The organism is Flavobacterium algoriphilum (assembly GCF_048158655.1).
Taxonomy (GTDB): Bacteria; Bacteroidota; Bacteroidia; order Flavobacteriales; family Flavobacteriaceae; genus Flavobacterium; species Flavobacterium algoriphilum.
Map to the genome: position 1 here is coordinate 128,042 of NZ_JBLNKY010000005.1, position 21,215 is coordinate 149,256.

At 34.6% G+C, this 21,215-nt stretch carries 23 protein-coding genes; 4 read left to right on the forward strand and 19 right to left on the reverse strand.

Features of this window, described 5'->3' with window-relative positions:
• Window positions 1–22: 22 nt before the first annotated feature.
• The 11 genes from ACM55G_RS10255 to ACM55G_RS10305 all read right to left on the reverse strand — a co-directional run bounded on the left by ACM55G_RS10255 (window position 23) and on the right by ACM55G_RS10305 (window position 7,862).
• On the reverse strand, window positions 23–682 hold the full coding sequence (locus tag ACM55G_RS10255) for a 3'-5' exonuclease (protein ID WP_416843828.1): 660 nt from the start codon (window positions 680–682) through the stop codon (window positions 23–25).
• Window positions 682–2,601 (reverse strand): DUF294 nucleotidyltransferase-like domain-containing protein, encoded by a 1,920-nt coding sequence (locus tag ACM55G_RS10260; RefSeq protein WP_416843829.1) that lies wholly within the window; start codon window positions 2,599–2,601, stop codon window positions 682–684. The genes ACM55G_RS10255 and ACM55G_RS10260 overlap by 1 nt, the downstream gene beginning before the upstream one ends.
• Window positions 2,602–2,748: 147 nt before the next feature.
• Entirely contained in the window at window positions 2,749–3,519 is a 771-nt protein-coding gene (locus ACM55G_RS10265) for a TerC family protein (RefSeq protein ID WP_416843830.1), read from the reverse strand.
• 40 nt (window positions 3,520–3,559) lie between these two features.
• Window positions 3,560–3,934 carry a DNA topoisomerase IV gene (locus tag ACM55G_RS10270; RefSeq protein ID WP_416843831.1) on the reverse strand — a complete coding sequence of 125 codons (375 nt, stop codon included), beginning with the start codon at window positions 3,932–3,934 and terminating at the stop codon, window positions 3,560–3,562.
• 87 nt (window positions 3,935–4,021) lie between these two features.
• Window positions 4,022–4,594: a pentapeptide repeat-containing protein gene (locus tag ACM55G_RS10275; RefSeq protein ID WP_416843832.1), complete on the reverse strand. Its 573-nt coding sequence runs from the start codon at window positions 4,592–4,594 to the stop codon at window positions 4,022–4,024.
• A gap of 84 nt (window positions 4,595–4,678) precedes the next feature.
• Window positions 4,679–4,897 carry a type II toxin-antitoxin system RelE/ParE family toxin gene (locus ACM55G_RS10280; protein ID WP_416843833.1) on the reverse strand — a complete coding sequence of 73 codons (219 nt, stop codon included), beginning with the start codon at window positions 4,895–4,897 and terminating at the stop codon, window positions 4,679–4,681.
• Between the two features lie 58 nt (window positions 4,898–4,955).
• Window positions 4,956–5,111 carry a hypothetical protein gene (locus ACM55G_RS10285; protein WP_416843834.1) on the reverse strand — a complete coding sequence of 52 codons (156 nt, stop codon included), beginning with the start codon at window positions 5,109–5,111 and terminating at the stop codon, window positions 4,956–4,958.
• A gap of 27 nt (window positions 5,112–5,138) precedes the next feature.
• Window positions 5,139–5,360, reverse strand: a complete 222-nt coding sequence (locus tag ACM55G_RS10290; RefSeq protein ID WP_416843835.1) for a DUF6095 family protein — start codon at window positions 5,358–5,360, stop codon at window positions 5,139–5,141.
• A gap of 95 nt (window positions 5,361–5,455) precedes the next feature.
• On the reverse strand, window positions 5,456–6,271 hold the full coding sequence (gene murQ, locus ACM55G_RS10295; RefSeq protein WP_416843836.1) for an N-acetylmuramic acid 6-phosphate etherase: 816 nt from the start codon (window positions 6,269–6,271) through the stop codon (window positions 5,456–5,458).
• A 110-nt stretch (window positions 6,272–6,381) separates the two neighbouring features.
• Window positions 6,382–7,050 (reverse strand): ZIP family metal transporter, encoded by a 669-nt coding sequence (locus ACM55G_RS10300; RefSeq protein WP_416843837.1) that lies wholly within the window; start codon window positions 7,048–7,050, stop codon window positions 6,382–6,384.
• A 47-nt stretch (window positions 7,051–7,097) separates the two neighbouring features.
• On the reverse strand, window positions 7,098–7,862 hold the full coding sequence (locus ACM55G_RS10305) for a class I SAM-dependent methyltransferase (protein WP_416843838.1): 765 nt from the start codon (window positions 7,860–7,862) through the stop codon (window positions 7,098–7,100).
• A 69-nt stretch (window positions 7,863–7,931) separates the two neighbouring features.
• On the opposite strand from ACM55G_RS10305, the gene ACM55G_RS10310 reads away from it, so the two are divergent.
• Window positions 7,932–9,134, forward strand: coding sequence for a THUMP domain-containing class I SAM-dependent RNA methyltransferase (locus ACM55G_RS10310; protein WP_416843839.1), 1,203 nt, complete (start codon window positions 7,932–7,934; stop codon window positions 9,132–9,134).
• Between the two features lie 58 nt (window positions 9,135–9,192).
• Entirely contained in the window at window positions 9,193–9,429 is a 237-nt protein-coding gene (locus tag ACM55G_RS10315; RefSeq protein WP_416843840.1) for a hypothetical protein, read from the forward strand.
• A gap of 106 nt (window positions 9,430–9,535) precedes the next feature.
• Here ACM55G_RS10315 and ACM55G_RS10320 read toward each other — a convergent pair whose 3' ends face one another.
• The 3 genes from ACM55G_RS10320 to rlmD all read right to left on the reverse strand — a co-directional run bounded on the left by ACM55G_RS10320 (window position 9,536) and on the right by rlmD (window position 12,377).
• Window positions 9,536–10,351, reverse strand: a complete 816-nt coding sequence (locus ACM55G_RS10320; protein WP_416843841.1) for a DUF6048 family protein — start codon at window positions 10,349–10,351, stop codon at window positions 9,536–9,538.
• Window positions 10,323–10,862: a DUF6452 family protein gene (locus tag ACM55G_RS10325; protein WP_416843842.1), complete on the reverse strand. Its 540-nt coding sequence runs from the start codon at window positions 10,860–10,862 to the stop codon at window positions 10,323–10,325. Before ACM55G_RS10325 ends, ACM55G_RS10320 begins: the two co-directional genes overlap by 29 nt.
• Before the next feature lie 102 nt (window positions 10,863–10,964).
• Window positions 10,965–12,377 (reverse strand): 23S rRNA (uracil(1939)-C(5))-methyltransferase RlmD, encoded by a 1,413-nt coding sequence (rlmD, locus tag ACM55G_RS10330; protein ID WP_416843843.1) that lies wholly within the window; start codon window positions 12,375–12,377, stop codon window positions 10,965–10,967.
• Between the two features lie 432 nt (window positions 12,378–12,809).
• Between rlmD and ACM55G_RS10335 the strand changes: the two genes are divergently transcribed.
• Window positions 12,810–13,037 carry a hypothetical protein gene (locus ACM55G_RS10335; protein ID WP_416843844.1) on the forward strand — a complete coding sequence of 76 codons (228 nt, stop codon included), beginning with the start codon at window positions 12,810–12,812 and terminating at the stop codon, window positions 13,035–13,037.
• Window positions 13,038–13,342: 305 nt separating this feature from the next.
• Window positions 13,343–13,753 carry an OsmC family peroxiredoxin gene (locus ACM55G_RS10340; RefSeq protein ID WP_416843845.1) on the forward strand — a complete coding sequence of 137 codons (411 nt, stop codon included), beginning with the start codon at window positions 13,343–13,345 and terminating at the stop codon, window positions 13,751–13,753.
• Window positions 13,754–13,863: 110 nt separating this feature from the next.
• On the opposite strand, the gene ACM55G_RS10345 is transcribed toward ACM55G_RS10340, so the two are convergent.
• The 5 genes from ACM55G_RS10345 to epsC form a co-directional block, all read right to left on the reverse strand.
• A complete protein-coding gene (locus tag ACM55G_RS10345) occupies window positions 13,864–16,884 on the reverse strand; it encodes a PAS domain S-box protein (RefSeq protein ID WP_416843846.1) in 3,021 nt (1,006 codons plus the stop codon).
• Window positions 16,885–17,406: 522 nt separating this feature from the next.
• Window positions 17,407–18,393: an aldo/keto reductase gene (locus ACM55G_RS10350; RefSeq protein ID WP_416843847.1), complete on the reverse strand. Its 987-nt coding sequence runs from the start codon at window positions 18,391–18,393 to the stop codon at window positions 17,407–17,409.
• Between the two features lie 24 nt (window positions 18,394–18,417).
• Window positions 18,418–19,110 carry an SGNH/GDSL hydrolase family protein gene (locus ACM55G_RS10355; RefSeq protein ID WP_416843848.1) on the reverse strand — a complete coding sequence of 231 codons (693 nt, stop codon included), beginning with the start codon at window positions 19,108–19,110 and terminating at the stop codon, window positions 18,418–18,420.
• A 243-nt stretch (window positions 19,111–19,353) separates the two neighbouring features.
• Window positions 19,354–20,241: a cysteine synthase CysM gene (cysM, locus tag ACM55G_RS10360; RefSeq protein WP_416843849.1), complete on the reverse strand. Its 888-nt coding sequence runs from the start codon at window positions 20,239–20,241 to the stop codon at window positions 19,354–19,356.
• A gap of 1 nt (window position 20,242) precedes the next feature.
• Window positions 20,243–21,034 carry a serine O-acetyltransferase EpsC gene (gene epsC, locus ACM55G_RS10365; protein WP_416843850.1) on the reverse strand — a complete coding sequence of 264 codons (792 nt, stop codon included), beginning with the start codon at window positions 21,032–21,034 and terminating at the stop codon, window positions 20,243–20,245.
• Window positions 21,035–21,215: the final 181 nt, after the last annotated feature.

A 21,215-nucleotide genomic window follows, 5' to 3' on the forward strand; every position in this document is an offset into this window, starting at 1 on the left:
AGTTTTTATCATTTTTTTTGTTTTATTTGAACAACTGTTTTAAGGTAAGCTCTTTTTTAGATCTCAATTTGTTTAGAATTTTCAAAAAGGCAATTGCGGTAATATAGGCATCACCCATTGCCGTATGTCTATCCTTTTTAGAGATATCAAATTTATCGGCAAGCTCGTCCAGACTATAATTGTCCTTGCGTTCCAATAAATGAGAAACCAACAGCGTTTTTTTATACAGCACAGCAGTGTCTAAAGTCTTATTTGTTAATTTCGGCAATCCGTTTCTCTCCAGTGCCTTATTAATCATGGTTATATCGAATATAGTATGATGGGCAATTATAATGGAGTCACCTAAAAAGGCCAAAAAATGTTGTAAGGCTTCTAATTCAGTGGGGCGATCTAGAACATATTCTTTCAGAATTCCATGAATTTTTGCAGTTGCCTGATCATAATGTTCTTGTTGAATAAAAACTTCAAAACTATGATGTAGGGGAATCGTATTGTTTTGCAGGACGATGGCCCCAATACAAAGTATTCGGTCATTTGTATAATCAAATCCGGTAGTCTCAGTATCCAATACAACAAAACGCGTAGTATTAATGTCGTTTGACTGTTCCTCTTCGGATGATTTTTCGGATTTCTTCCAAAGTTTAAATAATGCAGCTTTACCTTTTTTAAAGAAATTCATCATTATAATATGTTTGAAGCATTAAATCGGATGGTAATGATTTCTTGAAGTTCCTTTATAGTTTTAAAAGTTCTCTTGAGCTTTATTTTTTCTAATTTGGATAGCGTTTCCAAGGCAATAAACTGACCGGAATCATGATGCAAAAGCCCTTGTTTGGTTCTGAATTTTAATAACGCTTTGTATGAATAGGAACAGGCTAAATACAATTCGCTGTTATGAGGCTCTAATTCGGCTAATTTTTCAAAACGTTCCGGAGTATTGCTAATAGATTTCACTGAATGCGACAAAATCAATACTCTTGCTGCATCGGTCAGTGGCATTAAAGCGCGTCTTTTTATGTCAAAAAAGTCTTTGTGGTCACCATCCTGCTCTACAAGAAGTTGTCTGAAGAATCCAGTAGGAGAGGGGCTTTGCAACGCTCCACTGACTAAATGAATATAAAATACAGGATTGGCTTTTATATTTTCAAAAATAAAATCAGACAAATTATTTACGAGTTCTCTATCGCCATAAGAAAGGCTGTAATCAAAAAATATAAAAGACAATAAGACTTCATTTTTCCCAGGATTGGTAATCCAATGGTACACTAGACTTTCCCATTCACTATGGCTCAAGCACCATTTTGGATTGGAAGCCATCATTTCTGCCGGACAATAATCATAGCCAATATCAAAAAGCCCTTTATTGACATGAGTAGCCAATTCTAAAAAATAGTTCTTAGTTTCTTCTTTTAATTCTTCTGGAACATCCTCATAAACTAGGGCGTTATCCTGATCAGTATGAAGCAACTGTTCACTTCTCCCTTGACTTCCTAATGCCAACCATGCAAATTTTACCGGTGGAGGCGTTTTCATTTTTTTTAACGCTATTTCTATTATTTGCTTAATACAAACATCATTTAATTCGGTAATTATTTTAGAAGTCAGTGTCATAGGGATATTTTGGTCTAAATATCCTTGTAATAATTGCATTATGCTGGCTCGTATCGGCTTTATCTGTTTGGCTTTTTTAGCTCTTTTTACCGCTTTTATCAATACTGCTGGATTATTGCCAAGTTCTACCATCACATCGTGTTTGGATAGAATTCCAACAGCCTTTGAATTTGCCGTGCCATCTTTTGTAAGACATAAATGGCTGATGTTGCTTTTCATCATTGCCATTTGAGCCTGAGTAACGGTCATTTTCTTGGGATAAGTAATAACAGGAGTTGTCATTATCAGGTTGGCAGTTGTTGTGATTGGGAATTCTCCTGTCACAATTTTGTTCCTTAAATCCTTATCTGTGATGATACCAATGGGAAGCTTATCCTCTATAACAAGAATGGCACCCACATTTTTTTTAGTCATGGTTTCAGCAATCTCTTTTGCTGTAGTTGTAGAAAAACAAGTTATCAGTTTTTTTGAATATTTTACAGGCTGTATATCCAATAGATTTTTATCAATATCCAAAGCTTCACTCCCTATTGTTTCACCATATAGCTTGCCGCTATGACTTTTGGAATACGGGTTGCGTGTATTAGAGGCAAAACTTTCTATTAAAAAATTACCTACGGCTCTGTTTTCTAGTGCATAAGGTTTGAAGACGCTTATGGGAACGGCATAAAGGATACTTTCTTCATAGGTTCGGGCTTCCATCTGGTAATTCTCATTGGCAATAAGTGGCCTTAAGCCAAAAATATCTCCTTCATCACACATGTCCAAAATGTCGTTTTCTTTCCTATTTCGGAGTGTTACAGCTCCTTTATGAACTACATAAAAACAGTTGTGTGTTTCTTCGTTTTCGGTAAATACCACACTGTCTTTTTCTTTATAAATAATGGATATTTGTTCAGAAAGAGTTTCGATATCTTTTTGATGTAAAAAGCTAAAAGGAGGGAAGTTTTTTAAAAAGTCTGCAACTCTGTGGGAGATAGTATTTTTCATGACGCTTATTTGTAGCACCGAAGTTAATTTATAAAAAGAAAAGATCAAATTTGAATCTCTTTTATTCTGCTATGTAAAGCGACAGTATGTTTTTTAGCAAAAAAAAAGCTCCATTACGGGAGCTTTTGCATAAAAATATATTTCTGTTTACTTATTCTTCTTCATTTTCATATTCAATACTTCAACTAACAAAGAGAAAGTTATCGCAAAATATAAATACCCTTTTGGTACCGGTGTAACGTGGTTTCCAAAGATTAAAGCATTAGATAAATGCGCACTTTCAGTAAGTAACATCATTCCAATTAAAATCAAAAAGGATAATCCCAGAATTTGAATAGAAGGATGCCTATTGACAAAATTCCCAACAGGAACAGCAAATTGCATCATAATTAATACTGAAATAACCACAGCAGTAATCATGATATAAATAGCGCCTTCAACCCCATTTGTCATACCTACCGCGGTAAGAATACTATCAAAAGAGAATACTAAATCAATCATAATGATTTGTAAAAGCACATTTTGAAATGATTTTGTAGCCGCATTGCCTAATTCTTTTTCTTCATGTCCCTTTTCATCTACTTTCTCCCGAATCTCATTTGTACTTTTATAAATCAAGAACAATCCTCCTAATAATAGAATTATGCTTTGACCCGTAATTCCTGCTGAAAACCAACTTAAATCGATATGAAACCATGGTTTTTTCATTTGAATTAATAAATTAATTCCAAACAAAAGCGCAATTCTCATGAACATAGCAAGAAACATTCCCACTTTAGTAGCTTTTTTACGCTGTTCAGCGGGCAATTTCCCAGTGGCAATCGAGATGAAAATAATGTTGTCAATCCCTAATACAATTTCCAAAAAGGTCAATGTTAATAGGGCAATCCAAGCATCGGCATTTAAAAATACTTCCATTTTATTTAGTTATGATTTGTAAGTTTTTAAGGTGAAATTGTTAATCAGAAATTTTGGTGACAGTACCTTTTTGTTTAGTGTCAACGCCAACCATTCCAAATTCAAAGGTATAAGAATTTTTCGATGTTGTCAAAATTTTCATGTCAATAGCCTTTTCTTCTGCCATATTCTTGGGATGTAATTTCTGTAAAATATACTCACAATCATTTACCCAACGAATCGAAGCGGTATCCGTCTTTCCTTCAAACGTTTCAATTTCCAGGCTGTCATTTCGCTCAAAAACCGTTGTTTTTTTTACGCCGTTGACTTCGTGTTCAAATTTGAATTTCCCAGTTTTAAAGGCTGCACAATTGCGTTCCACATTGTAGCAAGACATCAGCAATAGTGATGGGAGGAGGAGGATTATTTTTTTCATATTTTTTGGAGCTGTTTCCTGCTTTACGTTTCAATCTTTTTTTCGGTAAAAACCTCAAAAAAGGATTTCCACTTCAATCAGGGCTAGTTATTCGATTTTAATATCATATTTATCTAAAAGCCCAATAATTCCCTGAGTGGAAAATTTGGCTTTTTTCATGGGATTGAATTCGGGATCAATTTTAAAATTAGTTGCTTTTGAAAAATCAGCTCCTGCTAATTGGGTATTGTTAAAAATAGTACCCTCCAAATTGCTGTTTTCAAAAAAGGAATTCGTAAGATTGGTTCCAATGAAGCTAACCTCTCTTAACGAACAAGAATTGAATTTTGTCTTTGGCATCTTTTTATTCGCAAACGAAGAATAATCTAAGACGCATTCTTGAAAATGGACATTAAACAGGAAATCGTCGCATTCCTCAAATTGAATACCCAGTAATTTGCAGTTTTTAAATTGTATTCCTTTTAAACTTGTCCCTGATAATTTGGTCATAGCCAGATTACAATCGATGAATTCACAATCCATGAAGCTACTATAGGAAAAATCACTATTTGATAAATCACAGTTTTTAAAAACGCAATCTTCAAATTCTCGGTTGTTTACTTTCTTATCAGTGTAAACGATTTTTTCAAATGTTTTTTGAACGTGAATTAGGTTTTCCATGGGAGTATTTTCGATTTTCGGGCGTTATGTCTCACACGGAGAATTAGAATTGTAGTTTTAGTAATTTGATAGGATATGCTATAATCATAAAATTGGACAAACACGAAAAGTGCCATCATTATTGGTCTTTTGTTTGTCGAGCTTGAAAATTTCCGGTTGGGTTTTAAGAATTTCGGTACTGTCAAAGATAGCTTCGATTACCTTGTCAGCAATTTGGATTGATTTGCTTTCAAAAAAAATATAAAAATGAATACCTTCTAATTGGGCTAAAGCATTATTTGACCAGATTATTTTCTTCCCCATTTTTTTGAGATTGATCTTGCTTCTTCATCAGAATGAAAATTGCCGTTTTTGATGCTTTCTAATGCATTGTCAATATCAGTATATAATCAATACTAGTTTCATCGGCTGTCGAATGGAGTGATTGTAAAAGATGTTTGAGTTTTTCAACAAAAGAAGGATCTTTTACTTTATCTATCTCTTGATGAATCCAATTTATTTCAGCTTGAATATCCATGATTAAAATTTTTAGTAAAGATACAAATTAGTCGTTAAATAAGCTTTTCATAATTGTTTTTAATCCCAAATACATCAGAAACATAGCAATAAGACAAGCAATAATTCCTATTGCTAAAACCAAATAATGCCACACATTTTGTTGGTTCATAAACGCATTATAAATCACGGACGGGCCTATAAATAGCAACGGTAAAGCGCCTGCTAAATATTTAATTCCTTTGGATAATAGTTCTTTGTTAGTTGCCATTTTAAGTTATGAATTTGGAGTTATAAATTATGCTAAAAACGAAGTGTGATTACTTTGTTCCTCGAAATGACGCTGCGACTGAAAACTGCGACTGTTTATTGACCGTTATACTTATCAACCGCTTTCCGAACACTTCCGTATTTTTTCAATAATGCTGCTGCAGCTTCATAAGAAACAGGGATTTCTCCCATAATCATTTTTACGCCGCGATCTACCAGTTTGCTATTGCTCAATTGCATATCAACCATTTTGTTTCCTTTCACTTTTCCCAGTTGAATCATGGTGGTCGTGGTAATCATATTCAGCACCAGTTTTTGGGCTGTTCCTGCTTTCATACGGGAACTTCCAGTTACAAATTCTGGTCCGACAACCACTTCGATAGGGAATTTTGCGGTTAGTGAAAGCGGGCTTCCTGCATTGCAAGAAATACTTCCTGTGGTAATTTTATTTTCGTTACAGGCTTGCAATCCGCCAATAACATAAGGCGTTGTTCCAGAAGCGGCTATTCCCACAACTACATCATTTATATTTACATTGAAAGCTTTCAAATCAATCCAGGCTTGAATAGCGTTGTCTTCGGCATTTTCTACGGCTCTGCGGATTGCGGTGTCGCCACCGGCAATAATCCCGATTACTAAATCGAAAGGAACGCCAAATGTTGGTGGACATTCCGAGGCATCAAGAATTCCCAATCGGCCAGAAGTTCCTGCGCCAATATAGAATAATCGTCCGCCCAATTTCATTTTGCTAACGATTTCTGTCACTAAATTTTCTATTTGCGTCAAGGCTTTTTCTACGGCAAGCGGTATGGTTTTGTCTTCCTGATTGATATTAGATAACAATTTTTGAACCGACATTTTTTCTAAATGTTCGTATTTTGAGGATTGTTCGGTGGTTTTAGTAAAAGTCATATTTGTTTTTTTTTGAAGGGACAACTTGCGAGTTATCCGTACATTTATTTTTCTGCGTGAGGGATTGCAGCGAATAGCCCGACCCTTGTGGTCACGCCCAAATTGTAAAATTATATAAAATACGCCAAGGCAATTCCAAAAATGATCATTGAAACTTTGGCGATATTGAACTTGTGTCCTTCGCTAGTCTCAAAAATAATGGTGGATGAAATATGAAATAATATTCCTATTACAATGGCTGTGATTTCTGTATAATATACGTTTAAGATGGGCATATAATCAGACAAAAATGTTCCCAGCGGTGTCATAATTGAAAAGGTTGCCATGAAAAAAAGTATCGCTTTTTTATCCAGACTTGCATTGATGAAAAAGGTGGTCAAAATAATCGCGATTGGCAAATGATGAATGGCAATTCCCACCGCTAAATCATGGTGGTGGCTTACGGGAAATCCTTCCAGAAAAGCATGTATGCAAAGACTGATGAATAACAACCACGGGATTTGGTTCATTGTCTCGCGGCCGTGAACGTGACCGTGTTCAGCACCTTTGGAGAAAAATTCCAAGATGATTTGAAATAAGATTCCCATCATGATGAAAATTCCAATTTTTGGATTAACGCTTTCGTATACTTCGGGCAATAAGTGCATTACCGTTAAGGAAAGTAAAAAGGAACCGCTAAAAGCCAATAGTAATTTTAGGTTGGTTTTATTTTTTGGTCTTAAAACCAAAGCGAAAATATACCCTATTAGTACGGAAAGTAATGGTAAAAGATAATTCATTATTTATTTAACCGTTTATTTATTAATCTGTTTAACCGAATTAACAACTATTTGAAAATCATGATTAGTCGTTCACTATCCGTTTTGTGGAATTTTTTTAATTTATAATCTCCAAAAATATCCAATAAGTAAATTCCGGCTTCTTCCATTAATTCCTCAAAATCTTTTAACGTAAGCGCTTTTACTTTTTCGGTAAAATGAAATTTTTGACCTTTATCTTCAAAATCAATTTCTTTATAAATATGACCATCTTTTAGATAACGTTTAATATTAAAATCGATTCCTTCAACTGTTTTTGATTCTTCGGGAACTAATGTTTCTGTTACGTGGTTTACATTCATAAAATCAATCACGGCAAAACCATATTCAGAAAGGCTTTCTTTGATGGCTTTTAATGTTGTTAGATTGTCTTCGTCATTTTCGAAATAGCCAAAACTGGTAAATAAATTGAAAATGGCGTCATATTTTTCTTCAAAAGGTTCACGCATGTCATGAACTTTGAAATGGAGCGTTTCATTGGTGTTTTTAGTAGCTTCGGCAATGCTGTTTTCAGATAAATCAGCACCAAGGACATCAAATCCTAATTGGTTCAAATAAATAGAATGACGGCCTTTACCACAAGCTAAATCCAATACTTTTGCTTTTTCAGGAAGATTTAGATAATGTGTAAGATTATCCATAAAAACCTGAGCTTCTCTGTAGTTTCGTTCTTTGTAAAGGATGTGATAATACGGAGAGTCAAACCATGATGTATACCAGTTTTCAGTTGATTTCGGTTGATTTTCAGTTGGTGGATTTTGTGCTGCAGACATTTATTCTTTTTCAATTAATTCGATTGATGCAAATTTAGTGTATTTTTGCAACGAATACTTGATTTTACAATGGAAAATAATTATAAAATGATTGCCAAAACCTTTTTTGGTTTTGAAGAAATATTAGCAAAAGAATTGCAAATGCTTGGCGCACAAAACGTGGAGCAGGGAGTGAGAATGGTGAGTTTTAAAGGGGATAAAGGGTTTATGTACAAAGCGAATTTAGCTTTACGTACGGCTTTGAAAATCCTGAAACCTATTTATTTTTTCAAGGCAAATAATGAACAGGCTTTATACAAAGGTATTTCTAGTATGAACTGGTCTAAATTACTGAATGCCAATCAGACTTTTGTGATTGACACAACGGTACATTCGGAATATTTTAATCACTCGGAATTTGTTTCTCAAAAATGTAAAGATGCAATCGTAGATCAGTTCAGAGAAAGAACGGGACAACGGCCAAGTATTGATAAAGTACATCCTGATTTGAGAATCAATATTCATATTGATAAAGACCAAGTTTCTGTTGCACTCGATACTTCCGGGAATTCATTAAACCAACGTGGGTATAGAACCGCTACCAATATTGCTCCTATAAACGAGGTTTTGGCTGCAGGAATTCTATTGCTTTCCGGTTGGGATGGTCAAGGTGATTTCTTGGATCCAATGTGTGGTTCGGGAACATTTTTAGCAGAAGCGGCGATGATTGCCTGTAATATTCCGGCAAATATCAATCGTAAAGAATTTGCTTTCGAAAAATGGAACGATTGGGACAATGATTTGTTTGATAGTATTTCAGACAGCTTATTGAAGCGCGTTCGTGAGTTTCATTACACCATAAAAGGTTTTGATAAAGCACCAAGTGCGGTTCAAAAAGCCAAAGATAATATCAAAAATGCCAATCTTGAGGAGTATATTTCTATCGAGGAAAAGAACTTTTTTGATACAGAAAAAACATCAGAAGGGAAATTACACATGGTTTTCAATCCGCCTTATGATGAGCGATTGGATATTCATATGGAAGAATTCTACAAAAGTATTGGTGATACCTTAAAGAAAAATTACCCTGGTACAAATGCTTGGTTTATTACGGCTAATCTGGAAGCCTTGAAATATGTTGGACTAAAACCTTCGAGAAAAATCAAACTTTTCAATGCTGGTTTAGAAGCACGATTGGTAAAATACGAAATGTACGAAGGTAGCAAGAGAACTAAGTTTCAGGATGTTCGCGAAGACTCGGCTCAAGTATCAGATAACAGTGAGCAGATTTAAGATATCAGATAACAGTTAGCAGATTATTAAAAACATAACTTAAAACTCATAATTTATTATGACCAAATTACAAGTACGCGCATTTCTTTTCCAACTTGGTTGTTTTGCAATTTTATTTACGTCATTCCGATTTATAGTGGACCAATTTACTAATTTAACTGGATATTGGGTTCCATTGACTGCTTTTGTAGTTGGGACGCTTTTATCACCAAAATTTCAAGCGGTGAAAACGAAGGATGGGGAAAAATTATTTATGAAATGGATTTTCATTAAAGGACTTCGGGTTATTGGATAGTTTTAAAAAGTCTTAGAGTATATGTTTATTCATTACTCAAAACAAAAAAATATCGCAAAGAGAACTGTTGTTTTCTTTGCGATATTTTTTTATTCTATATTCGGAATTATTTATTCTCTACTTTTTTAGAAACGATTGAAGCTATTTTTTTCTTGTAAAAAGGGATGAAGTAGGTAACTGAGTAATTAAATCCTACCCCGAAAGTACCATTATAGGTTCTATTGAAACCAGGAATATATAGATTGTCAAAATTGTCTGGTTTTTTATTAGAAACCAATGCGTTCAAGCGAAGGCTGAAACCTACAAACACATTATCAAAAACTTTAGCTTTTACACCTGCCACGACTTCAATCCAGCTAGCGGTCAGTCCACTGTATTTAGCTCCGGATGTAATTGCCGGTACTTGGCCAAAATAAGGATTAGCATTATAGATTTTATAACTGTTCAATTGTTGACTAAAACTGCTCAAACCAAATCGCATTCCTATCGAAATAATATTTTCCATATCCAGCCAGTTTTCATAGCCATTGTAATCAAAACCTGCTTTTAGGTAAGTCCCTTTTGCTGTGGTATTCAATCGGTCGTCTTCAGTTGTTTTATTTTCGTTTCCAACTTCAGCTGCCAAGAAATATCTTTTTGTCAAACGATAATCGCCAACTAATTCTAAGCCTTTATAATTTTTATCATATAATGCACGCGTCAATTTGTATAGATCAACACCTACACGAAAACCATAACGATCTGTTTTTATAATGGTATCGTTCTTTATTTCGGATGAGTTTTTTTTAACTACAGGTTTTGGAGCTTCAGGAACGACTCCATCCATTTTTTTTATTTGGATGGTGTCGGTGTCTTGTGCTTGCGCCAAAAAAAGAGACAACATGAGGCAAAAACTAAAAAAATATTTTAATGTGTGTGTCATTTTCGTTATCGATATTACTTTTTTCAACCGAGATGTATTTAATCCATTTTGTATCAGGAACCGCTGCATCAGTATGTGTGTAAGGGTTTGAAGTGTTTAACGTAAACAGCGTCTTAAAACCACAAGCTCTTGATACAAAAAAGTCAGCTCTGGTATAATCAAACCTTATATTGTCTTGGTTTACCAATGCTGGATTTGTATTTCCGGAATTTAAAATAAAACTATAGCTTGTTGTATCGTCGGTTGTTTTCAATGGAATTGAAATCGTGCTTCCGTTAGTCAGGTATTTAGAGTCATCAGTAGCACTAGCATTAAAAATAATTCCATCAGTCATTCCTGGACTAACTACTTTTAGATTTGTCACATTTTTCAAAACCGAAGGATTCAAGAAATCATAAAAGCCAATGACTAAACGTGGCGTTGTAGGAGTATTTGCATCGCATATATCATCTTTCTCACAACTGGAGAATGATAGCGCTAAAACGAATACCAATAAAATTATTTTTCTCATGTTTTTTTAATGAAGATTTTTGATTGCAGTTATTAAAAGCTGCAATCAAAAATCGTTAATCTTCACCGAGTTTTTGCGAATTAGCGAAGCAATAAAAATCAATTATCTTTTTTCTAAAAGTACTACATTTTCAACGTGATGCGTTTGCGGAAACATATCCACAGGACGTACCCGAGTCACTTTGTATTTCTCGTCCATCAAAGCCAAATCCCGCGCTTGTGTAGCCGAATTACAACTTACATAAACCACTTTTTCAGGAGCAATTTTCATAATTTGTTCAATTACATCTTTGTGCATCCCGTCTCTTGGCGGATCGGTGATAATTACATCAGGATGTCCGTGTTGAGCGATGAAACTATCGTTGAAAACAACTTTCATATCTCCTACAAAGAACTCGCAATTGGTAATTTCATTGCGTTCAGCATTTAATTTAGCATCTTTAATTGCTTCAGGAACACTTTCCACACCGATTACTTTTTTTGCTTTTTTCGAAACAAACTGCGCAATCGTGCCCGTTCCGGTATATAAATCATAAACGATTTCATTTCCAGTCAATCCGGCAAAATCACGTGTTATTTTATACAGTTCATAAGCTTGGTCAGAATTGGTTTGGTAAAAAGATTTCGCATTAATACTAAATTTTAAGCCTTCCATCTCTTCCAAGATGTAATCTCTTCCTTTGTATAATTTAATGTCAGTGTCGTATAAAGTATCGTTGGCTTTATTGTTTATCACGTATTGCAGCGAAGTAATTTGCGGAAATTTCTCGTAAATATGGTCAAGAAGCAATTCTCTGTTAGCTTTGTCGTTTTCAAAAAACTGAATCAAAACCATGATTTCACCAGTTGAAGCCGTACGTAACATCAAAGTTCTTAGCAATCCTTCATGATCTCTCGGATTGAAGAAAGTCAAACCATGTGCATTGGCAAAATCTCTCACTTCGTTTCTAATCGCATTGGATGGATCTTCCTGTAAATGACATTTGTTGATGTCGAGAATTTTATCCCACATTTTAGGAATGTGAAAACCAAGGGCGTTTCTGTTTCCTAAATCTTCGGTGCTGTCAATTTCTTCTTGGGTCAACCAACGGCTGTTCGAAAACGAAAATTCCATTTTGTTTCTGTAAAAAAACTGCTTTTCTGAACCAAGAATCGGTTCAAATTCCGGAAGTTCTATTTTTCCGATGCGTTGCAAATGGTTTTTTACCTCATTTTGCTTGTAGTACAACTGTTGGCTGTATTTCATATTTTGCCATTTACAACCGCCACAAACACCAAAATGCTCGCAAATAGGTTCTACACGATGCTCAGAATATTCATGAAAATGAACTGCTTTTCCTTCGTAATAAGCCTTGCGTTTCTTGAAAGTCTGCACATCAACTACATCACCCGGAACCACATTCGGGATAAAAACTACTTTACCATCCGGAGCTTTTGCTACCGAAACGCCTTTTGCACCAGCATCAAGGACTTTTATTTGATGAAAGACAACTTTGTCTGTATTTTTCTTTGCCATAGCGCAAAAATAAGCGTTTGAATGGTTTTATAAATTCAAATTAGTAAATATTTTTAATTTCAAGTGTTTTTTATTTGAGCTAATTCCTGTTTTCCGCTCCAAACCTGCAATTCCGTTAGCAACAACACTATGCCCGTAAAATAGCTTTTTGCTCTGCGCTTCATTGGAGAGAGGTTGGGGTGAGGAGTCGCTCTTTACTTACAGGTGTTCTAAAGTTCTAGAAATTACAAGTTTTTAAGTATAATCAGGGTAGGGAAGTTGTCGTTTGGTAAACTACATTAATTAAAATTTATTGAATAAAAGCAAACAGTCTAATTTATGTTGAATTAATATTAATTATGTAATATTTTTATTTAATTACGCAACATTTCATTAAATTAGCGTTAATATATTTTTAATATAATATCTATAACTAATTTAAAAACGATCAACATGAAACAGTTATTGAACATCAGCGCAAGCCTAAAAAAGTCTTTAGTAATAGGCACATTTTTCTTTTCTCAAAGTCTTATATGGGCACAAGATAAAAAAGTGGATGTAAATTTGAATGTGAAAGATGGTGGAAATGAATGGTATGTAGAACCATGGGCTTTGGTAGTAGGTGTGGCAGTTTTTATAATAATAATAGTAGCTCTAGTTAGAGGTAAAAGTAATGACTAATTACTATTGAGATAATTTTTAAAAAAAAGAGAGCAAATTAATCTTCCCAAGGCCAATTTGCTCTTTTTTTTTACAATAAATGATTTAAATTCATAATCAATTATTTCTTTTACGGAAGGCTAAAAAATGTCGAAAAATACAATTGGAAACTTTCATCTAAAAGTGATGGAATTAATATAGGCACTTCATTTTTGATAATATAAATTGATTTCAATAGAACTTTAAATATTTCGTTAAAAATATGGAGTTCCGCAAAATATATTTTTTAAAAGAACTAAATTTGAGAAAACTAAAAAACTATAATTATGAAAAGAAATGCAACTGCAGTTTGGAATGGTTCACTTAAAGAGGGAGCTGGAAAACTCACAACACAAAGTAAAACTTTAGAAAACACACAATATTCTTTCAAAGCCCGTTTTGAAGAAGGCATAGGGACTAATCCCGAAGAACTCGTTGCAGCAGCGCACTCTGGTTGTTTTACAATGCAGCTTTCTGCTTATATCACTGAAGGTGGTTTTGAAATTGAAAGCATCGAAACCAAATGCAATATTGATTTGGTAGAAGGGACCATTATAACGTCTCACTTAACTGTAAATGCAAAAGTAAAAGGAATTACAGATGCTGTTTTTCAAGAATTAGTTACAAAAGCAGAGAAAAATTGTCCTATTTCGAAACTATTGAATGCAGCAATTTCTGCTACGGCTTCATTAGTATAAAAAATAATAATTTGTAAAAAGGCTCGATTTACAATTAAATCGAGCCTTTTCATGTTACAACTTTTTTTCTTTTGAAATTAATTCACACTTTTTCTGTCAAATAATTAGAGTTATTCATTTCCTTTTTTTTTGAAATACTGATGCATTATTGCGATTAATTCCTCTTTCTTTACAGGTTTTGAAATATAATCATTGCATCCTGCTATTATTGCCTTTTCTTTATCACCGGTTTGTGCATAAGCTGTTTGTGCAATGATAATAACAGCTGTATTAAATTTCCGTATTTTTTTGGTGGCTTCATAACCGTCCATTAAAGGCATTTGAATATCCATTAATACCAAATCTATGTCGGGGTTATTATGACAAATTTCAACCGCTGCAATTCCAGTTTTTGCCCTTAAAATTTCTTTACTAAATTTCTTTATTGTTTGTGTAAGTAGTTTTCCTGATATTTTGTCGTCTTCGACAATTAATATTTTTAGGCTTTTAATTTGCTTTTCATCAGCATGAACCAAATCAATAATTTTTACTGTCTCTTTTACTTCTTGCTCGCAATTGTATGGAATGGTAAAATAGAATATGGAACCTTTTCCAATTTCACTTTCTACCCAAATTTCTCCACCTAACATTTCCACAAAAGCTTTTGAGATAGATAATCCCAATCCGGCTCCTTCATAATTTCGGGTTAGCGATTCGCTACCTTGTCTAAACCTTTCAAAAACGATTTCCAATTGTTCTTTCCGAATACCTGAACCTGTATCTTTTACATAAAATTCCAGTTCGAACGGCTCAAAACGATAGCCTGAAATACCCGCTGCCCTTGGTTTAGAAGGCTTCAAGACATAGCCAAATTCAATAGAGCCGTTATGGGTAAATTTTATAGCATTTTTAACCAGATTGGTAAGAATGGCATAGATTTTCTCTCGGTCTGTTTTAATCAGGGTCAATTTTGATGGTAATGAATTTTTAAAGGAAAACTGCATGTTTTTAGCATCAATCTCTGGTTTAAAGAAGGTATAGATGTATTCAATTTGCTGGTTGATATTCGTTTCAGAAATTAAAATTTTCATTGATCCCGATTCCACCTTAGAAATATCAATAATATCGTTGATGATATTGAGCATCCTAGTGCCACTTCTCTCTATAATGCCTATGTACTCTTGCTGCTCTTCACCAGTTAAGCTAGGCTCTTTAAGTAATTCAGCAAAGCCCAGAATGCCGTTCATAGGAGTGCGGATCTCATGGCTCATATTGGAAAGGAATGCCGATTTTAGACGGTCGCTTTCTTCGGCTTTTTCTTTGGCGCTTGTAAGTTCCTCTTCATTCCGCTTACGTTCGGTAATATCTTGAATGGTACCAATCATTTTTATGGGTTGATTTTCTTCATTAAAGAGCATTACACCCAATCCATGAACCCATCGTTCTTCTTTATCGTTATTTCTTATAATTTTATATTCTTTATCAAATTTGTATTCATTACCGATCACTACATTTATAAAATAATCGTGCATTATTTGTTTCCACTCCGGATGTACAATCGAAATCCACCCTGGTATCGTTTTATCATAATAAGAATCGATTCCGAAAATTGTATCTAAAATATCAGAACTTGTCCAAGTATCATTTTTAGTATTTATAGTATATGTGCCAAGTCGTGCAATTGTTTGCGTTTCTTTTAAAAACATTTCACTGTTCTTTAACATCTCTTCAGCCCGTTTGCGCTCGGTAATTTTGCGGGTATGGGCGAGGTAGACCACCTTACCGTGGTATTGCAAAGGAACGGCGCTAGTCTCTAGCCAGTTATGCCCACCTTTAAGGCCCACTAATTCGAATTCCATTTGTATTGATTCGCCAGCTATTACCCGTTTATGCATTTTTATAAAAGCATTACGGTATTCTGGAGTGATAAGACTAAAAATCCCTTGCCCAGCTACTTGTTCCATTGAATCAGCCTCGATTATAGCTAACCCAGCAGGGTTCATCAATAACAATCGACCCTCTGCATCCACTATCTTGATGCATTCAGGTTCAGCTTCAATGATAGTTCGCAGGCGGTATTCGCTTTCGATGAGCTTAGTTTTAGATAGTATACGCTCTGTAATATCCCGTATTGCTCCATTAATATGGTCTGGATTACCATTCTCATCTACTATTAAACGGGCGTTAATTGAAGCATGCTTTATTTTACCAGTTTTTGTCTTAAGTTTTAATTCATAATCAAGGACTTCTCCATTTTTCATTATTGCGTCAAGCAGAAGATTCCTGTCATCAGGGTTAGAATAGAGATTATTTACAGGGGTGCCTATGATTTCATCCCTAGTGAATTCAGAAAAATATTCAATTGATGGGCTTATTTCGAGAATAATCCCCGCGAGGTCGGTTTGATAGAATACGTCTTGTATGTTTTCGAAAATGGTACGGTACTTTTTCTCGCTTTCTCTTAACTCATTTTCAGTGTGTCTGTGTTTTGTGTTGTCAGACTTAAGCATATCATTCTTAGCTTTTATTTTAAATAAGAAAAGGAATGCCAATAACAATAATACGATTAGTACACTGGATTGTATTATTTTGATTAATAATATAGTATCCCATGATTTTGCGTTAAAATCCATTGCAAATACGGCAATAGTCTTTCCACTAACTTTATCTTTTATAGGAATAAGTACACTTATCCATGTTCCCCATCTATCGGTTAGTGAACCTGTAACAAATTCTTTTCCATTGTCAAAAGGTAAGCTGTAAACTAAGTCAGCTTCAGAATATTCCTGGCCGGGAGGCGAATAATCTTTTGATTCAGTAGGTTCGGAATCTGCAATAAAGTATATTTTTCCGTTTTTCCTTAGATAGATATATGCAAATCGTGCTTTGGGATTGACGCTAATTATTGCTTTCAAGGTATTTTTTATAGCCTTATACTCCGGGGTATTAATATCGCTTGGTTTTCCTTTAAGTGTTTTTAAATTCTCTTTTGGCAACGTTGTTTCAATAGATCTTGCAATTTGCAATACTTCATCAGCCTGATCATTTTTAAATTGTTTCCAAGTATAGAGGAGGTATATTACACCTAAAAGTAGAATTAGTAATAATACTGTTTTTTGTAAGGGTGCTATTTTTAGTTTAATTTGTTTCATAAACACCTAAAATTATTTGATATTACACGTTCTGAGATTATTGTCCCGATAGCGTTATAAAGGATTGTATATGCCAATGAATTTTTAGCATTTCTACAAACATAGTGATTCTCCTTTCTAAAATCTAATGTTAATTATTAATAAAACAGTACTTGTAATTCTTTAAAGATTTGGTAACGAACAAGAAAATATGTTGAGATACAATATATTTTCCATTGTAGGCTGAGTAATTTATTTTAAACAAATTAATTATTGATTACCTTTTTCTCGAATCTAGCTTATTATTTACCGGTAAATTAAAAAAAAATTAGAGGAATAATGGATATGTTAATTTAGAAACGCAGAAAAACAGTTCCTGTTTCTAAAGTATGGAATACAGCAATTCTAGAAGTGTTAGTATAGTATTAAAAAAAAAATTCACGGAAAAGGCTCCATTTACAATATTAACTGTCCAAATAGTGTCTAACTTTTTGGGGGCAGTTCAATAAAATCGAGCCTTTTTTATAAATCCTATCGAATGAATTACCAAAGTTGATGTACTTCAGGTTTGATATAACGTTCATAAATTTCATTCATAGCCACAGTTTTTTCATAGGTTAATTTTGGTAAATCATAAACCGATAAATTGGACAATACATGACTTTCGTTTGATGCGCCAGGAATAATACAACTCACTTCATCAAAACTCAAAATCCACTGTAATGCAATAGGAGCCAGATTTGTTGCTTCAGGAAATAATGCTTTCAATTCTTCTACGGCTTTTAAGCCTAGTTCATAATTAATTCCGGAGAATGTTTCTCCTTTATCAAAAGCCGCTCCATTCCGATTAAAATTACGGTGATCTTGAGCGTCAAAAGTCGTTTTAGCATTAAATTTCCCTGTTAGCAATCCGCTCGCTAACGGTACTCTTGCAATGATACCGACATCACGTTTTACTGCTTCTTTGAAAAATAATTCTGATGGGCGTTGACGAAAAAGGTTGAAAATAATCTGAACCGTTGATACATTTGGAAATTCAATAGCTTTTAATCCTTCTTCCACTTTTTCGACACTAACGCCAAGATTTAAAATCTTTCCCTGTTCTTTCAAACGATCAAACATTTCAAAGATTTCCGGACGGTAAAATACTTCGGTGGGAGGACAATGTAGTTGAACTAAATCCAAGGTTTCGAGTCCAGTTCTTTTTAGGCTATCTTCTACGAATTTTTGCAGCACTTTTGGCTGATAACCTTCATTGACATGCGGATTGATGTGTCGGCCACATTTGGTAGCGACATAAATGCGTTCCGAACGGGAACGAACCACTCGGCCTACGGCGGTTTCGCTCAATCCATTTTCGTAAACATCGGCAGTGTCAATAAAATTCACGCCGTTATCTATGGCGGTATTTATTAGCTCATCTGCAGTTTTATCATTAAAAGGAGAACCCCATTTTCCACCTACTTGCCATGTGCCAAGTGATATTTCGGAGATTTCAAAATCTGTTTTACCTAGTCTGCGATAGTTCATTTTTGTATTTTTTTTAAGTAATAATTATTTTTCTAATAAAACTTTGGTTATTGCTTCTTCAGCAAGAGGAGCCATGATTTGATAGCCTACTTTATTGGGGTGTACGCCATCATTAGAGTAGGAGGCCAGCAGTCCTTTTCTTCCGTCTACCATTGCCGAATAATAATCAAGATATAAAATGCCATTGGCGGCAGCGTAATTTTTTAAGAGTTCATTCAAGGCTATAATTTTTTCAGCAGGATTTTGATTGGGTGTCCAAGGAAAATCAAAAGCGGGTAATATAGAACAAAGGATTACTTTAATCTGGTTTGCTTTTGCCAATTCGATCATAGAAAAAATATTGTTTTTAATCATGTCCAATGTCGCGGGACCTGTATTGCCTGCTATGTCATTTATTCCGGCTAAAATCACCACTGCTGCAGGTTTTAAAGCAATAACATCGGCTCTGAAACGAATCAACATCTGAGGCGTTGTTTGTCCGCTAATTCCTCGATTTATATACGGTTTTCCTGTAAAATATTCCGAATTTACCGTTGCCCAAAATTCCGTTATGGAATCGCCCATAAATACAATCCTATCTTGTCCTGCTGCTGCTGGTTTTAGATTCACATTTTCGTTTTGGTATTTATTTAAATTTGGCCAGTCTTGAGCCTGTGCTTTTCCTCCCATAAATAATGCTAAAAATAAAATGCAATAAAGTAATGATGTGTTTTTCATTTGTAACCAGATCTGGAATTCATTACTCATAAAAATATAAAAAAGGGCTACTGGAAATGTTGTGAAACAGTACGGTAAAATTAAACTACATAAGAAATATAAGTAGACATGAGCCTAATAAATATAAACTAAGACTTGAATGGCCTTCTGTTACTTATATGGTTAAAGAAAGAAAGTCAAAAAGAACAGCCTTGCTTATCATATCAAAAAGATCTACAAAAGCAAGGCTGATTTGTGATTTTTTTAATCAAATAAATCCGAGGATAAATAACGATCACCACGGTCACAGATAATGGCGACTATCACACCCGATTCTATAGTATCCGCTATTTTTAGGGCTGCTGCTACAGAACCTCCGCTACTCATTCCTGCAAAAACACCTTCTTCCAGAGCCAAACGTTTGGTCATGTCTCGCGCCTCTTGTTCGGTGACTTCAACAATCGTATCCACTTTTGAGGCATCGAAAATTTTAGGCAAATACTCTTGAGGCCATTTTCTGATTCCCGGGATTTGAGAGCCATCACTTGGTTGTGCACCTACGATTTGGATTGCAGGATTCTTCTCTTTCAAATAAGTAGAAGTTCCTATAATAGTTCCCGTAGTTCCCATAGCAGAAATGAAATGGGTTACAGTTCCATCGGTATCATTCCATATTTCGGGACCTGTGGTTTTATAATGTGCTTTCCAGTTGTCATCATTTGCAAATTGATTTAACATGATATAACCGCCATCGGCTACTTTTTTATCGGCATAATCTCTGGAACCAATAATTCCGGTTGCTGCAGGGGTAAGGATTACGGTGGCGCCATAAGCACGCATGGTTTGGGTGCGTTCTTTGGTAGAATCTTCCGGTAGAACCAATTCAATTTCGATATTGAATAGTTGGGCAATCATCGCCAAAGCAATTCCAGTATTTCCACTGGTCGCTTCAATGAGTTTGTCGCCTTTTTTGATATCCCCTCTTTCCAGTGCGGATTTAATCATATTGTAAGCTGCTCTGTCTTTTACGCTACCTCCGGGATTGTTTCCTTCAAGCTTTAATAAAAGTGTTACGTTTTTATTTTGTATCAAATTAACTGTTTCCACTAAAGGGGTATTTCCAATCAAGTCTAATAATTTTTGTGGCTTCATGCTAATTTATTTCTTTTATTTTTACTTCTGTAGTTGTGGTGTTGAGAACAATGGATTTTTCAGGAATAGATTTGGTAACCCAAGCATTTCCTCCAATAATGCTATTTTTACCAATGACGGTTTCTCCGCCAAGAATAGTTGCATTGGCATAAATACAAACATTTTTCTCCACCGTAGGATGTCTTTTTGCATTTTTCATGTCTTTGCTTACACTTAATGCTCCTAAAGTAACTCCTTGGTAAATTTTCACGTGTTTTTCAATCACTGTCGTTTCTCCAATTACAATTCCGGTGGCATGATCAATAAAGAAAGGCGACGCAATAGTTGCACCTGCGTGAATGTCTGTACCCGTGATGCGATGCGCGTATTCGCTCATCAATCTGGAGAACAATAATAGATCTAATAAGTACAATTCATGGCTTAGTCGATAAATGGCAATTGCGTAAAATCCTGGGTAAGCCAAATAAACCTCTTCAATACTGTTTGAAGCCGGGTCATTTTCTAAAATATATGCTGCGTCCTGATTCAATTTTTCAAGAACCGATGGCAAGGTTTTTAGATATTTGTCCCAAATAGTGTCGCACATCGCATGCGGTTTTTTACAGGCAATTGAAGAAATTTCTTTGAATAGTATTTCCAGCTCATCGATGCTTTCATTTAAAGGCGCATTGGCATCAAATAGTGTATAGAATAGTTTCTCCGTAAAGGCTTCTGTTTTTGTCTTGATTCCGTAGTTAATGGAAAAATGGCTCTTCAAAGCACTAATATTTTTGATAATCAGATCTTTTGTCACGATTATTGGGTTTGAATTATTAATTTAAAAGGATAAAAGTAAGGTGTTTTTTAGAAACAGTTGCAATAATGAAGTAAAGAAATTGGTAGATTGGATGAGAATGGAATGTTTTTTTTGATTGGTAACATTTTTGAGCAAATTATAATAAAATATAACAAAAAACGAAATAGATAACTTCAAA

What these genes read in the sequence shown, in the direction of transcription:
- rlmD (WP_416843843.1), bottom strand. Translation starts at nt 12,377, where the DNA reads ATGGCAAAGAAAAATACAGACAAAGTTGTCTTTCATCAAATAAAAGTC.
- ACM55G_RS10300 (WP_416843837.1), bottom strand. Translation starts at nt 7,050, where the DNA reads ATGAATTATCTTTTACCATTACTTTCCGTACTAATAGGGTATATTTTC.
- ACM55G_RS10325 (WP_416843842.1), bottom strand. Translation starts at nt 10,862, where the DNA reads ATGAGAAAAATAATTTTATTGGTATTCGTTTTAGCGCTATCATTCTCC.
- ACM55G_RS10335 (WP_416843844.1), top strand. Translation starts at nt 12,810, where the DNA reads ATGAAACAGTTATTGAACATCAGCGCAAGCCTAAAAAAGTCTTTAGTA.
- ACM55G_RS10340 (WP_416843845.1), top strand. Translation starts at nt 13,343, where the DNA reads ATGAAAAGAAATGCAACTGCAGTTTGGAATGGTTCACTTAAAGAGGGA.
- ACM55G_RS10345 (WP_416843846.1), bottom strand. Translation starts at nt 16,884, where the DNA reads ATGAAACAAATTAAACTAAAAATAGCACCCTTACAAAAAACAGTATTA.
- ACM55G_RS10270 (WP_416843831.1), bottom strand. Translation starts at nt 3,934, where the DNA reads ATGAAAAAAATAATCCTCCTCCTCCCATCACTATTGCTGATGTCTTGC.
- ACM55G_RS10350 (WP_416843847.1), bottom strand. Translation starts at nt 18,393, where the DNA reads ATGAACTATCGCAGACTAGGTAAAACAGATTTTGAAATCTCCGAAATA.
- ACM55G_RS10355 (WP_416843848.1), bottom strand. Translation starts at nt 19,110, where the DNA reads ATGAAAAACACATCATTACTTTATTGCATTTTATTTTTAGCATTATTT.
- ACM55G_RS10265 (WP_416843830.1), bottom strand. Translation starts at nt 3,519, where the DNA reads ATGGAAGTATTTTTAAATGCCGATGCTTGGATTGCCCTATTAACATTG.
- ACM55G_RS10280 (WP_416843833.1), bottom strand. Translation starts at nt 4,897, where the DNA reads ATGGGGAAGAAAATAATCTGGTCAAATAATGCTTTAGCCCAATTAGAA.
- ACM55G_RS10255 (WP_416843828.1), bottom strand. Translation starts at nt 682, where the DNA reads ATGATGAATTTCTTTAAAAAAGGTAAAGCTGCATTATTTAAACTTTGG.
- ACM55G_RS10275 (WP_416843832.1), bottom strand. Translation starts at nt 4,594, where the DNA reads ATGGAAAACCTAATTCACGTTCAAAAAACATTTGAAAAAATCGTTTAC.
- ACM55G_RS10310 (WP_416843839.1), top strand. Translation starts at nt 7,932, where the DNA reads ATGGAAAATAATTATAAAATGATTGCCAAAACCTTTTTTGGTTTTGAA.
- murQ (WP_416843836.1), bottom strand. Translation starts at nt 6,271, where the DNA reads ATGACTTTTACTAAAACCACCGAACAATCCTCAAAATACGAACATTTA.
- ACM55G_RS10315 (WP_416843840.1), top strand. Translation starts at nt 9,193, where the DNA reads ATGACCAAATTACAAGTACGCGCATTTCTTTTCCAACTTGGTTGTTTT.
- ACM55G_RS10285 (WP_416843834.1), bottom strand. Translation starts at nt 5,111, where the DNA reads ATGGATATTCAAGCTGAAATAAATTGGATTCATCAAGAGATAGATAAA.
- cysM (WP_416843849.1), bottom strand. Translation starts at nt 20,241, where the DNA reads ATGAAGCCACAAAAATTATTAGACTTGATTGGAAATACCCCTTTAGTG.
- ACM55G_RS10260 (WP_416843829.1), bottom strand. Translation starts at nt 2,601, where the DNA reads ATGAAAAATACTATCTCCCACAGAGTTGCAGACTTTTTAAAAAACTTC.
- ACM55G_RS10290 (WP_416843835.1), bottom strand. Translation starts at nt 5,360, where the DNA reads ATGGCAACTAACAAAGAACTATTATCCAAAGGAATTAAATATTTAGCA.
- ACM55G_RS10305 (WP_416843838.1), bottom strand. Translation starts at nt 7,862, where the DNA reads ATGTCTGCAGCACAAAATCCACCAACTGAAAATCAACCGAAATCAACT.
- ACM55G_RS10320 (WP_416843841.1), bottom strand. Translation starts at nt 10,351, where the DNA reads ATGACACACACATTAAAATATTTTTTTAGTTTTTGCCTCATGTTGTCT.